At 60.3% G+C, this 13,568-nt stretch carries 12 protein-coding genes; 8 read left to right on the forward strand and 4 right to left on the reverse strand.

Going from position 1 to position 13,568, the window contains the following annotated elements:
* Positions 1–3: 3 nt before the first annotated feature.
* Positions 4–1,863 carry a tetratricopeptide repeat protein gene (locus QD357_RS22365; protein WP_414125040.1) on the reverse strand — a complete coding sequence of 620 codons (1,860 nt, stop codon included), beginning with the start codon at positions 1,861–1,863 and terminating at the stop codon, positions 4–6.
* A 123-nt stretch (positions 1,864–1,986) separates the two neighbouring features.
* Complete coding sequence (locus QD357_RS22370) at positions 1,987–3,003, reverse strand: polyprenyl synthetase family protein (protein ID WP_028750582.1); 1,017 nt, start codon at positions 3,001–3,003, stop codon at positions 1,987–1,989.
* A gap of 108 nt (positions 3,004–3,111) precedes the next feature.
* Between QD357_RS22370 and QD357_RS22375 the strand changes: the two genes are divergently transcribed.
* Entirely contained in the window at positions 3,112–3,342 is a 231-nt protein-coding gene (locus QD357_RS22375; protein ID WP_028750583.1) for a DUF2007 domain-containing protein, read from the forward strand.
* Positions 3,343–3,350: 8 nt separating this feature from the next.
* Positions 3,351–4,127, forward strand: coding sequence for a tRNA1(Val) (adenine(37)-N6)-methyltransferase (locus tag QD357_RS22380; protein ID WP_414125041.1), 777 nt, complete (start codon positions 3,351–3,353; stop codon positions 4,125–4,127).
* A gap of 48 nt (positions 4,128–4,175) precedes the next feature.
* On the opposite strand, the gene QD357_RS22385 is transcribed toward QD357_RS22380, so the two are convergent.
* Together QD357_RS22385 and gltS are read right to left on the reverse strand one after the other, a co-directional pair.
* On the reverse strand, positions 4,176–5,522 hold the full coding sequence (locus tag QD357_RS22385) for an Nramp family divalent metal transporter (protein ID WP_107107183.1): 1,347 nt from the start codon (positions 5,520–5,522) through the stop codon (positions 4,176–4,178).
* 338 nt (positions 5,523–5,860) lie between these two features.
* On the reverse strand, positions 5,861–7,066 hold the full coding sequence (gltS, locus tag QD357_RS22390) for a sodium/glutamate symporter (RefSeq protein ID WP_414125042.1): 1,206 nt from the start codon (positions 7,064–7,066) through the stop codon (positions 5,861–5,863).
* Positions 7,067–7,402: 336 nt separating this feature from the next.
* On the opposite strand from gltS, the gene QD357_RS22395 reads away from it, so the two are divergent.
* The 6 genes from QD357_RS22395 to QD357_RS22420 form a co-directional block, all read left to right on the forward strand.
* Positions 7,403–8,263, forward strand: coding sequence for a S49 family peptidase (locus QD357_RS22395; protein ID WP_107107185.1), 861 nt, complete (start codon positions 7,403–7,405; stop codon positions 8,261–8,263).
* Positions 8,264–8,279: 16 nt separating this feature from the next.
* A complete protein-coding gene (locus tag QD357_RS22400) occupies positions 8,280–8,471 on the forward strand; it encodes a hypothetical protein (protein ID WP_104822173.1) in 192 nt (63 codons plus the stop codon).
* A 125-nt stretch (positions 8,472–8,596) separates the two neighbouring features.
* Entirely contained in the window at positions 8,597–9,556 is a 960-nt protein-coding gene (locus tag QD357_RS22405) for a glycine--tRNA ligase subunit alpha (RefSeq protein WP_107107186.1), read from the forward strand.
* A 107-nt stretch (positions 9,557–9,663) separates the two neighbouring features.
* Positions 9,664–10,215, forward strand: a complete 552-nt coding sequence (locus QD357_RS22410; protein WP_414125043.1) for a LemA family protein — start codon at positions 9,664–9,666, stop codon at positions 10,213–10,215.
* An 87-nt stretch (positions 10,216–10,302) separates the two neighbouring features.
* The gene (locus QD357_RS22415) at positions 10,303–11,559 is read left to right on the forward strand and encodes a 3-phosphoshikimate 1-carboxyvinyltransferase (protein ID WP_107107187.1); all 1,257 of its coding nucleotides are present in this window, start codon (positions 10,303–10,305) and stop codon (positions 11,557–11,559) included.
* 81 nt (positions 11,560–11,640) lie between these two features.
* On the forward strand, positions 11,641–13,568 hold a 1,928-nt coding region (locus QD357_RS22420), incomplete at its 3' end, for a DUF2207 domain-containing protein (protein WP_414125044.1).

Here is a 13,568-nt window from a genome sequence, read left to right on the forward strand (position 1 = left end):
GTCTTAGGACTTCTTATCGGCCGGTGGTGGCGTTGTCGTGTTGGGCGATGGAGTGACCGCGGGCGCCGGATCAGGCTGCTTGGTCTTGTCGACCGTCCTTGGGTCGTTGTCGAGCGCCGGCAGACCGTTGGCGATCTTTTCCTTGATCTTCGGAATATCGGCGTCCTCGGGCTTGGAAGCCAGCGCGCGGTTCCATTGGTAAACCGCCTCCAGCTTGCGGTTGACGCGCCAATAGGCATCGCCCAGATGGTCGTTGATCGTGGGATCGCCGGCCTTCAACTGTGCGGCACGCTCCAGTTCGTTCACCGCATCGTCGAAGCGGTTGAGGCGGAAATAGGCCCAGCCGAGCGAGTCGACGATGTAGCCGTCATCCGGCTTCAGATCGACGGCCTTCTTGATCATGTTCAGGCCCTGGTCGAGGTTCATGTTCATGTCGACCCAGGAATAGCCGAGATAGTTCAGGACCTGCGGCTGGTCGGGGTTCAGCTCCAAGGCCTTCTTGAAATTCGGCTCTGCCTTGTCCCATTGCTTCAGCCGCTCATAGGCGATGCCGCGCTGGAAGAACACGGCCCAGTCGCCGCGGTTCGGCACGGCGCCGATAACCTCAGCAGCCTTATCGTAATTGTCCGCCATGGCCTGAAAGTCCTTGGCGTCCGAGAGAACGCTGCCATAGGCGAGATAGCTGCGGATATCCTTCGGGTCGGAATCGATCAGCGCCTTCAGATGCTTGCGCGCATCGTCGACCTTGCCGGACTGGGCAAGCGCAAGGCCGAGCTGCAGCTCGGAGATGCGGGCCATGGGCGAGTTGTTGGGCACCTTTTTGTAGAAGGAGATGGCACGATCCATCTGCTCCTGCTTTTCCGCAAGTCCACCCAGCAGAACCAGCGTGTCGGCACTCTTGGGATCGAGCGTGTTGGCGATCTGCAGGTAAAGCGAGACGACATCTTCGGCGCCGTCGCGGTTGAGCGCCGCGCCGACGGTAAAGAGCACCGAGGCTGCACCTTGCGTGCTGTCGGTCACTTGCTGGTCCGGCGTTTCGCCCTTGTTGATGCTGTCGCGCAGCGCGTTCAGCGGCGCGTAATTGTTAATCAGGTTGTCGCCGACCGAAACGGCATCCAGAGCCTTCTGCTTGTCGCCGGCCTTGGCTTCAAGCCGCGCCAGCGCCATGACAGCGCGCATGAATGTGTCTGGGGCCGTAGCGCCGCCCGCCTTGTCGAGAATGGCGTCGTTCAGGTGCGAGCGGGCAGACTTCGTATCGCCGATGGTGATGGCAATGGCGCCGGCATGGTAGTTCTTGAAGATGTTGAACCAGTCCGGTCCCTTCATCTTGTCGATCATGGCGATTGCTTCCTTGCCATGATTGGAGCCGGCGCGCGCCCAGGCAAGCAGAAGACCGGCCATCATCCGGTCGAGATMGTTCGGACCGTCATATTTGAGGATGTCCTGCGCGGCCTTGTAGTCATGCCGGCGGATGGCGTCCATGCCACGCACGATCGTGGTGACGCGTTCGACCGAGGGATCGTTCTTCAGCTCGTTGGCGTATTTCACGCCCTCTTCGAGATTGCCGTTGAGCAGCAATGAGATCATCAGCCGCTGGCGAATCTCCGGGTTGCCCGGCTCGATCATCAGCGCCTTTTTATAAAGCGAAATCGCAGTTTCATAGTCATGGTCGACATCGGCGGTCCGGGCGGCAAGGAAGGCGCCTGCGAAGGTGTCGACGCCTTCCGCATCGAAGGTCACCAGGGCGCTGGCCTCCGGCGTTGCCGGGGCATCCTCTGCGCGCGCGCTGTTCAGCGCGCCCATCGAGAGGACCGCCGCCAGAGCTGCGCCCGAGAGGAAACGAATGGCAAGTCTCTGCCGCATTAGAAAGCCTTTCATCAAGGGATTTGCCGGAAGAGCGCCGGCGGCACAAAACGTTCGTGTCAATTGATTCACAACAGGATGGCTTTTTTGAAGCGCTCCTGCAAGAAATTCGGGCGGCTGTGATCAGTTCACACGTTCGATGCAGAAATCGATCACTTCCATGAGCGCAGATTTCCACGGCGTTTCCGGTAGCGGCGCCAGTGCGTCGCGGGCGATGGTGCCGTAGTGAACGGCACGGGCGATGGTGTCGGTGAGCGCACCGTATTTGGTGATCAGACCCAACGCCTTTTCCAGGTTCTCGTCGCTGTTGTTGCCGGTCTCGATGGCGTCGCGCCAGAAAGCGCGCTCCTTCTCGGTGCCGCGACGATAGGCGAGAATAACGGGCAGGGTGATTTTGCCCTCGCGGAAGTCGTCGCCGACATTCTTGCCGAGATCGGCAGCCTTGCCGCCGTAATCCAGCGCGTCGTCCACCAGTTGGAAGGCGAGGCCGAGATTGGTGCCGTAGGACTTCAGCGCATTGCGCTCGGCCTTGCCGGCATTGGCGACGATCGGGCCGACTTCGGCGGCGGCGGCGAAAAGCGCAGCCGTCTTGGCGCGAATGACGGAGAGATAATCGTCTTCGGTGGTCTCCATGTTCTTGGAGACGGAAAGCTGCAGCACTTCGCCCTCGGCGATGACGCAAGCTGCCGATGACAGAACGTCGAGCGCATCCAGCGAACCGACTTCGACCATCATCCGGAAAGCCTGTCCAAGCAGGAAGTCGCCGACAAGAACGCTGGCCTGATTGCCCCAGATCATGCGGGCCGTGGATTTGCCGCGGCGCAGATCGCTTTCATCCACCACGTCATCGTGCAACAATGTCGCCGTGTGCAGGAATTCGACCGAGGTCGCGAGCTTGATGTGATTGTCGCCCTGATAGCCGTAGAGTGCGGCAGAGGCGATGGTCAGCATCGGCCGCAGACGCTTGCCGCCGGAAGAGATCAAATGCTCGGCAACTTCCGGGATCATCTGCACATCGGAGCCGGCTTTCGACAGGATGAGCTGGTTGACGCGTTCCATATCCGCCTTGGTCAGGTCCACCAATGGCTTGATGGAGGCCAGTTTATTCTTGCTTTCTTCAAGCGGTATCACGACGCCCAACGATCCGGACTCCTGTTCATTTTCTGCAAAGCACAATAAGAAGGGGCGAAAGAGGCGGCAAGAGGCGATTTGTCTCGTCTCGCAAATTTGACAGGAAACCCAAGGCTTATGCACGAGCTGATCCGCACAAACGATCCCGTTTTACTCTCCTTCGCCGAGAGTCTGATGAAGGACGCCGGGATTCATTGTTTCGTCGCGGATCAAGCCATGAGCATTCTCGAGGGTTCTCTCGGCATGCTGCCGCGCCGTTTCATGGTCGAGGACGAGCGCGCCGATCAGGCCCGGCGCATTCTGATCGATGCCGGTCTCGGCGACGAGCTGCGCCCGGCGCGCGGCTGAGTTCCGCCATGGCCGATACCCATTCCGAAACCATCGACGCCTTCCATCGCGGCGCGTTCCATATCGTCCAGCCGAAGGGCAGGGGCCATCGCTCCGGCATGGACGCCATGTTGCTTGCTGCTCTTGTGGCCGATGACCGTAGCATCAGGGTGGCCGATCTCGGTGCGGGAGCGGGTGCCGCCGGCATGGCGGTGGCCTCGCGGCTGGAGCAGGCGGAGGTGGTATTGTTCGAACGCTMGCCGGAAATGGCCGAGTTCGCCCGCAAGAGCCTGGCACTTTCGGAAAATGCCCGCTTCGCCAGCCGTGTCGCCGTTGTCGAGGCCGATGTCGCCTTGACCGCGAAGGCCCGCAATGACGCCGGTCTGGTCGATGACAGTTTCCATCATGTCATCATGAACCCGCCGTTCAACGATGCCAGCGACAGGCTGACGCCGGATGCATTGAAAGCGCAGGCGCATGCCATGACCGACGGCCTGTTCGAAAGCTGGGTGCGAACGGCAGGCGCAATCATGATCCCCGGCGGGCAACTGTCGTTGATCGCTCGGCCGCAATCGATCGCTGAGATCATTGCAGCCTGCGGCCGCCGTTTCGGCGGCATCGAGATCACGCCCATCCATCCGCGCGAGGGTGAAAATGCCGTTCGCATCCTGGTGACGGCCATCAAGGGCTCACGCGCACGGCTGGCGCTGCGCGCGCCGCTGATCATGCATGGCGAGGGGACGCACAAATTCTCCGACTTCGTCGACGACCTCAACAATGGTCGCGCTGCCTATTTCCGAAAGTAGCGCGTCATCCCGAACGCATGACGCGCTTTTTAGGAAGATCATCCGAATTCAGTGTATGCCTTGGAACGCATCTAAGATCAGCTTGACGTTCAGAAGGGCGATAACGATGGCGATGATATAGGCGACGGTACTCAGCCAGCGCGGCGCGACTAGAGCGCCCATCTTGGTCTTGTCGGCGGTGAACATGACCAGCGGGAAGACAGCGAAAGAAAGTTGTAGGCTGAGCACGACCTGGGTCAGGATCAGCAGATCCGCCGTACCGGAATCGCCGTACCATATGGTGACGACCCCGGCGGGAGTGATCGCCAGTCCGCGCGTCACTAGGCGGCGCAGCCAAGGTTTCACCTTGAGCCGCAGAAAACCCTCCATGACGATCTGCCCGGCAAGCGTCGCCGTTACAGTTGAGTTGAGGCCGCAACAGAGAAGCGCGATCCCGAAGAGCGTCGGCGCAATCGCCAGGCCGAGAAGCGGCGCCAGCAGCGATTCCGCCTGGGCGAGTTCCACGACATCAGTGTGGCCATGCGCGTGAAACGCCGCGCCGGCAAGAATGAGGATGGAAGCGTTGATGAGCAGAGCGAAGGTCAGCGCTATCGTCGAATCGAGCGTGGCATAGGTCAGCGCCTCTTTCTTTTCCGAGAGCGTATGGCCGAAGGCGCGCGTCTGCACGATGCCGGAATGCAGATAGAGATTGTGCGGCATGACCGTCGCGCCAAGGATGCCGAGCGCCAGATAGAGCATGTCCGGATTCCTGACGATCTCAGTCGTCGGGAAAAAGCCTTTGATGACGTCGCCCCAATTTGGATCGGCAAGGAAGACCTGGATGCCGAAACAGAAGGCGATCACACCGAGCAGGGTGATGATCAGCGCCTCTACCCAGCGAAAGCCCAGCCGCTGCAGGAAAAGAATGAGGAACACGTCGAAGGCGGTCACCAGCACGCCGAGTTCGAGCGGCAGGCCGAAAACGAGATTTAAGCCAATGGCGGTGCCGACGACTTCTGCGATATCCGTCGCGATAATGGCGATCTCCGCCATCGCCCACAGTGGCACGGAGACGAAGCTCGGAAAGGCGTCCCGGCAGGCCTGGGCCAGATCGCGGCCGGTGGCGATCGCGAGGCGCGCGCAAAGCGCCTGCAGCACCACGGCCATAATGTTGGACAACAATGCAACGGTTAGCAGCGCATAGCCGAATTTCGATCCGCCGGCGAGCGAGGTCGCCCAGTTGCCGGGGTCCATATAGCCGACCGCGACAAGATAGCCCGGACCTGCGAAGGCAGCGACGCGACGCAGCACCGAACCGCCCTTTGCGGTTTCGACCGAGCGATAGACATCGGAAAGAGTGGCTTCTTCTCGGTCATGGCGCCAGCCGGCATCGGGCTTGGGTTTCATAAGATCCATGGGGCTTCCGCAGGCTTCAATACCGCGAGAAGTTAGCGGTTTAGAATGATAATGCAATTCATTCGCAACAAGAAAAGCCGTTCCCGCTCTCGTTCGCATCGGCTGTGGCATTCCTGCAATCTGCAATAACGGCGGATATCTGCGACCTCTAATGCATGTCGCGCAAAAGTGTGCGGCGGTTTTGCGAACACGACATGCACAAACAAGGAGCTAAAGCGCGGGAGCGAATCTGAAAGATCGCGACGAGCTTTAGTGGCGATGGGCTTTCTCGATAGACAATCTCGGCTTCATTCCATCTCAGGACATCGCCGTTCTTGGACGCCGCTGAACAGGACCAATTACCGAACAAGGAACCCAAGCGCTGCTGCGTTTGCCAGATCGATGAAGAACGCAGAGACGAGCGGCAGAATGATGAATGCGATGGTTGCGGCCCCATGAGTTTTGGTTACCGCCGTCATATTGGCGATTGCCGTCGGGGTCGCTCCAAGCGAGATACCAAAAAAGCCTGCGGAAATCACCGCCGCATCATATGTCCGCCCCATCGCGGGGAAAACGACGAACAGGACATAAACGACAACCGCAACAGTCTGCACGACGAGGACGATCAGAAGCGCGGCGCCAAGCCCGCTGAGGGCCCACAATTGCATGCTCATCAGCGACATTGCGAGAAAGATGTTCAACGAGAGATCGGAGATGAGCGAAAGCGCTCGCGTGCGTGTCGGCCAAGGGAGGCGCGGTGCGAGCAGCGGAACGGTATTCGTCATCACAATCGCGACCAGCAAGCAGACGACGAACAATGGAAGATTGATGCCAGCCTCCACGATGATCTCATGCAAGGCGTACCCGGTGAGAATAGCGATATTGGTTACCAGCAAGGCTCGCAGCAGGCTGACATAGCTGACATCATCTTCATGGCTGCTGACTGCAGCACGCGATACACCGATCACCAACTCTTCGGTGGCGGGGCCGCTCAAGCCATGGCGTTTGATCAGGTATTGCGCAATTGGTCCGCCGATGAGGCTGGCGATGACAAGGCCAAGCGTTGCGCTCGCAATACCGATTTCAAGCGCATTCGTCAGTCCGAAACGTCCGGTGATAATCGGTGCCMAGGCAATCGTTGTGCCGTGACCGCCGATTAGCGACGTGGAGCCAAGTAAGATTGCCACGCCATCGGGGAGGCCGAGCATGTCGCTGACGCCGATGGCGATTGCGTTCTGGATGACGAGAAATACAAGCGTGACAGCCAACAAGATAAGAAACGGCTTGCCTCCAGCCATGAGGTCGGAGAGCCTGGCGTTAAGGCCGACCCCGGTGAAGAAGTAGAGAAGAAGCATGTCGCGTGCGGCGAGTGTAAAACTAATCTCCAAACCGAAGTATTCGTACGCGATCAGCGTTATCAGGGCGGCAAGCAGGCCACCTGTCACCGCTTCGGGTATGCTCCACCGAACAAGGAGGGGAATGAAACGGTTGAGGTTTGCACCAATGAAAAACACGAGGATCGCAATGGTAAGCGATAGCAGTCCTGGGACCTGTATTGCCGACATGGACCACCTTCACCTTGGTTGCAGCCGAACCCGCCTCAGTCCGTCACTTTGGCATGCGCCAGACGAATAGACGAGCGGAAAGAGCCTCGGGTGATCCGATCTGCTGGGAGCAGAGGGAGAGCGGCGGCCCAATCCTGATGGACGCGGAGAAATGTTTTTCCCGGGTGCCGTGTTTACGGCAAAAGGCAGTCCTCCCGTCACCCCATCCCCTCTTCATATCGATGAAAATGTATGCCGGCTCGAGGAATCCGGGCGCGAAATGCGATGCTGGATGTTGCGTTTGCCGTTTCCGTGCATACATCACACGCAGCAAACATCATGAATCAGGGACGACGAATGGCTGGATTTTTTAGGCGCATGCTTCCGAAGCGGTTTCGCAAGGAAAAGGCGATCATTCCCGTTGTCCGGCTGAGCGGTGTCATCGCCTCCGGCGGCGGTCCTCTCCGGCAGTCGCTCAATCTTGCGGGCGTCTCGCAAGCGCTGGAAAAGGCCTTCAGCATGAAGGCTGCCCCGGCAGTCGCGGTCGTCATCAATTCGCCCGGCGGATCGCCGGTGCAATCGCGGATGATCTATAACCGCATCCGCGATCTTGCCCGCGAGAAAGAGAAGAAGGTGCTGGTGTTCGTCGAGGATGTAGCGGCATCCGGCGGCTACATGATCGCGCTCGCCGGCGATGAGATCATTGCCGATGCCACCTCCATCGTCGGTTCCATCGGCGTCGTCTCCGGCGGCTTCGGTTTTCCGGAGCTTTTGAAGAAGCTCGGGGTCGAGCGCCGGGTCTATACTGCCGGCGAAAACAAGGTGATCCTCGATCCGTTCCAGCCGGAGAAGGAAAAGGACATCGAATATCTGAAGAGCCTGCAGGTCGAGATCCACAAGGTCTTCATCGATATGGTGCGTGAGCGTCGGGCGGGTAAACTGGCGGCGGACGAGGTCGTGTTCTCCGGCCTCTTCTGGACCGGCGGGCGTGGTCTCGAACTCGGCCTGATCGACGGGCTCGGCGATATGCGCCAGGAACTCAAGAAGCGTTACGGCGACAAGATCAAGCTCGAGCTGGTCACCACGCCACGTAGCCTCTTCGGCCGCCGCGCACCCGGCATTTCCCTTTCGGGCATGGACGGCATCGGCGCCGGCCTCGCCTCCGGACTTGCAGAGGTGGCAGAGGAAAAGGCATTGTGGGGGCGGTACGGATTGTAATCGGGAGCGCTGCGTGATGCCGCAGATCATCTTCTTCATCGTTGCTGTCGGCGGTATTTGGCTTCTCTATCGACGCTTCCTGCGCGACGCCCGAAAACTCACCGAGAAATCACGCCGCGCCGAAAGCGAACGGCGCACGGGCGCCATCGGCACACTGGTGAAAGACCCGAAGACAGGGGAGTATAGGGTGAAGCGGGAGGATGAGTAGCCTCCGATAGATCGTGGAAATACGAAAAGGTGACTATGACAGTTTGCGCTTGAAAGCCTTGACCCTTCCGTTCTGCCGTGGCACCTGTCCGCCAAACAATCCATTACCCGAAGAAATCAATCTCCATGACCGCGACCCCGCCCGATAACATGAATCCGAAGCGCTCGTTTCAGGCGTTGATCCTGACGCTGCACAATTACTGGGCCGACAAAGGTTGTGCGGTTCTGCAGCCCTACGACATGGAAGTTGGCGCCGGCACGTTCCATCCGGCGACGACCTTGCGCGCGCTTGGACCGAAGCCGTGGAAGGCTGCCTATGTGCAGCCCTCGCGCCGTCCGTCCGACGGTCGTTACGGCGAAAACCCGAACCGTATGCAGCATTATTATCAATATCAGGTCATCCTGAAGCCGAACCCGCCGAACCTGCAGGAGCTCTATCTCGGCTCTCTCGCGGCCATCGGCCTCGACCCACTTCTGCATGACATCCGCTTCGTCGAGGACGATTGGGAAAGCCCGACGCTTGGTGCCTGGGGGCTTGGCTGGGAATGCTGGTGCGACGGCATGGAAGTGTCGCAGTTCACCTATTTCCAGCAGATTTGCGGCATCGAGTGCGCGCCGGTTGCTGGCGAATTGACCTACGGTCTCGAACGTCTGGCAACCTATGTCCAGGGCGTCGACAGCGTCTACGACCTGAATTTCAACGGTCTCGAAGGCGACGAGAAGATCACCTATGGCGATGTCTTCCTGCAGGCAGAGCAGGAATATTCGCGGCATAATTTCGAATATGCCAACACGGAAATGCTGCATCGCCATTTCATCGATGCCGAACGGGAATGCCAAGCGCTGCTTGCCGCCGGCGCGCCGGGCGACAATGCCAATCAGCTCCTGCACAAATGCGTCTTTCCAGCCTACGATCAGTGCATCAAGGCCAGCCACGTCTTCAATCTGCTCGATGCGCGCGGCGTGATCTCGGTCACCGAACGCCAGAGCTATATCCTGCGCGTCCGCACGCTGGCGAAAGCCTGTGGCGAGGCATTCCTGCTCACGGATGCCGGTGGTGCGAACTGGGGCAAGCAGGCGGCTTAAGGCACATTCCTAATCTCTAAGGTATTGGCCTGGCGGCGAAAAGCGGATGACAACGCCCGTCAAGCCACATAATGTGCCTCGTGGTTGCATTTGCCACGGGGTTCGCGATGTATATTATTTTGGCGATCATCGTTCTGATCGCGCTTTACGCCGTCCTCACCTATAACGGCCTCGTTCGCGCGCGTCAGGTGGCCGAGGAGGCTTGGTCCGGCATCGATGTGCAGCTCAAGCGCCGCGCTGATCTCATTCCGAATCTGGTCGAGACGGTCAAAGGCTATGCCGGCCATGAGAACCAGACGTTGAGGGAAGTTGTCGAGGCACGCAGCAGAGCTCAGGCAGTGCCTGCAGGGGATGTTGCCGGCCGCGCTGTTGCCGAAGGTGTGCTCGGGCAGGCGCTCGGTCGCCTGATGGTTGTCTCCGAAGCCTATCCTGACCTCAAGGCCAATGTCGGCTTCGTCGAGTTGCAGCAATCCCTGGAAACGACGGAAAACGAGATCCAGATGTCGCGGCGCTCCTACAACGGTGCAGCCCGCGATCTCAACGTCAAGGTCGAGAGCTTTCCCAACAATCTGCTCGCCGGCCCTTTCGGTTTCACCAAGCGCGCCTTCTTCGAAATCACCAACGAGACGGACCGTGCTGTTCCATCGGTCAAGTTCTAAGATTCCTTCTATCGGTTTTGCATTCCAGGCGGTAAAGGAAGCCGACCGCAGGCCATTGGCCGCTTTCTGGACTGACCAAAGAGATTGATGATGGGTAGAGCCAAACTCACGATTATCCCCCCCGGCAAGCCGCTTATCGGACGCGCCATGCCGCCGGGGTCGAAGTCGATCACCAACCGCGCGCTGCTGCTCGCCGGCCTCGCCAAGGGAACCAGCCGGCTGACGGGTGCGCTGAAGAGCGACGATACGCGTTATATGGCCGAAGCGCTGCGGGCCATGGGCGTTGCGATCGACGAGCCCGACGACACCACGTTCATCGTCACCGGCGATGGCAAACTCAAGTCGCCGGCCGCGCCGCTGTTTCTCGGCAATGCCGGCACCGCGACCCGCTTCCTGACCGCCGCCGCTGCTCTGGTTGACGGGAAGGTCGTGGTCGATGGCGATGCACATATGCGCAAGCGGCCGATCGGCCCGCTGGTTGACGCCCTGCGCTCCCTGGGCATTGATGCCTCGGCCGAGACCGGCTGCCCGCCCGTGACCGTCAACGGCACGGGCCGTTTCGAGGCGAGCCGGGTTGAGATCGATGGCGGCCTCTCCAGCCAGTATGTCTCGGCGCTGCTGATGATGGCGGCCGGCGGCGATCGCCCGGTCGATGTCGTGCTGCTTGGCGAACATATCGGCGCTCTCGGCTATATCGATCTGACGGTTGCCGCCATGCGTGCCTTCGGCGCCAAGGTGGAGCGCGTCAGCGCCGTTGCCTGGCGGGTTCAGCCGACTGGCTATCACGCAGCCGATTTCCATATCGAGCCGGATGCATCGGCCGCGACCTATCTCTGGGCGGCGGAAGTGCTGTCCGGCGGGAAGATCGATCTCGGCACGCCGGCGAGCGAATTCTCGCAGCCGGACGCCCGCGCCTATGACATGATCTCGCAGTTTCCGCATCTCCCCGCCGTCATCGACGGATCGCAGATGCAGGACGCCATTCCGACGCTCGCTGTCCTTGCCGCTTTCAACGAAACGCCGGTGCGTTTCGTCGGCATCGCCAATCTCCGGGTCAAGGAGTGCGATCGCGTCCGGGCGCTGTCGAGCGGCCTGTCGCGCATCGTTCCCGGCCTCGGCACCGAGGAAGGCGACGATCTGATTGTCGCCTCCGACCCGAGCCTTGCCGGCAAGACGCTGCCGGCCGAGATCGACAGCTTCGCCGATCACCGCATCGCCATGAGCTTTGCGCTGGCCGGGCTGAAGATCGACGGCATCACCATTCTCGACCCCGATTGCGTCGCCAAGACCTTCCCGGCCTATTGGAACGTCCTTGCGTCACTGGGAGTTGCCTGCGACGACTGATGCCGCCCCAACGGGAGGCGCGTAAATATATCGGCATGTGCGGCATCCTGAATGGGGTGCCGTCGGATCGCAGGAGCTGTGATGACGCGTTGGCTTTCCGGACTCTCTATCGCCTTGCTCCTGCTGTTTTCCGCATCGATCGCGTCAGCCGCCGAAGTCATCAACGCTTTCGATCAGGCGATTATTCTCGATCGCGACGGCTCAATGCGTGTCACCGAGACAATTACGGTGAACGCGGAAGGCCGCGCCATCCGTCGCGGCATATTCCGGGATTTTCCGCTGACTTTTGTCGATTCTGCGGGCCGCCAGGCGCAGGTGGATTTTAATGTTGTCTCTGTCGAACGCGATGGACAGCCGGAAGATTGGCACAAGGAGCAGATCGAGGGCGGGGAACGCATTTATATCGGAAATGCCGATCGGATCATAAACCGTGGCCAGCACGTCTACCGCATCGTCTACACCACCGATCGCCAGATCCGCTATTTTGACGATCACGACGAGCTCTATTGGAACGTCACCGGTAATGGCTGGCAATTTCCGATCCTTCACGTCTCGGCCACCGCTACGCTGCCGGACGGCGTGAAGCCGCAACAGCTTGCCTATTATACCGGGCCGATCGGCGCGACCGGCCAGGACGCGAGCGCCAGCGCGCAGGCGGACAAGGTCATGTTCGTCACCACGCGGCCCTTGGCCCCGGCCGAAGGTTTGACGATCGCCATCAGGCTGCCGAAGGACGCGATTGCGGCGCCGAGCAGCAGCCAACAATGGCATTGGTTCATAACCGATCATATAGACGCGATCATCGCCATCGGCGGTTTGATATTGGTATTCGCCTACTATCTCCGCAGTTGGATCGCCGTCGGCCGTGATCCCCCACGCGGTGTGATGGTCCCGCGCTGGGACCCGCCGGACGGTATTTCGCCGGCGTTGGTCAACTACATCGACAACAGAGGTTTTTCCGGTGCGGGCTGGACGGCGCTGTCGGCGACGGCGATCGATCTTGCTGTGCACGGCTATGTTATTCTCGACAATCTGAAGGAAAAGGTGGTCATTCGCCCGACCGGCAAGGCAGGCAGCGATCTCAGCGGCGGCGACAAAGTGCTCATGCAGGCCGTCGGCCCATTTTCCCCGCTTGTCATCGACAAGGCGAATGGCGAGGCGGTAAAGCAGCTTGGCTCGACATTCCGCAGCGCCATCGAGCGCGATCATCGCGGCGAATATTACAAAGCTAATGCGCTCTACGTGATTGCCGGCATTGCCTTGTCGGTCCTCATCCTTGCTGCGATCGTGATTTTCGGTCGCTTGCACGAGAATGCGCTGCCTCTCATCATCGTGCCCGGCTTCCTGTCGATTGTGGTGACGATCTTTGCCGGCACGATCGGCCGCAGGTTTCGCCGTCATGATGCCGGTCTTGGACGGCGAATTCTTTCCGTTCTGATCGCAGCTTTCTTTGGCTTTCTGTTCGTCTCGGCTGCGGTCGGCGGCTTGGCTGCCGCCGTCGTCCCCTTGTGGGAGGCGGGTGAACTGCCTCTGCTCGCCGGCATCGTCGGCATTTTCGCGCTCAACGTCGTCTTCTTTTTCCTGATGGGGGCGCCGACGCCGCTCGGGCGCAAGATGATGGATGGCATCGCGGGGCTACGGCAATATCTGACGCTTGCCGAACGCGACCGGATGAACATGCAGGGCGCGCCGCAGATGTCGCCGCAGCATTTCGAAAAGCTGTTGCCCTATGCGGTCGCGCTCGGCGTCGAAAAGCCTTGGTCGAGCGCCTTCGAGACCTGGCTCGCCACCGCTGCGGGTGCGGCCGCGGCCGCCTATGCGCCGGCCTGGTATTCCGGTGATTTCCATCCAGGCAATATCGGCGGCACGATCGGCGATTTTTCCTCCTCCATGGCATCCACCATCGCCTCCACCATTCCCGCGCCGGTCTCCRGCTCGTCCTCAGCCTTTTMGGGCGGCGGCGATGGCGGCGGCTCCTCCGGCGGCGGTGGAGGCGGCGGAGGCGGGGG

It is taken from the genome of Rhizobium sp. BR 317, from assembly GCF_047445835.1.
Classification (GTDB): domain Bacteria; phylum Pseudomonadota; class Alphaproteobacteria; order Rhizobiales; family Rhizobiaceae; genus Rhizobium; species Rhizobium paranaense.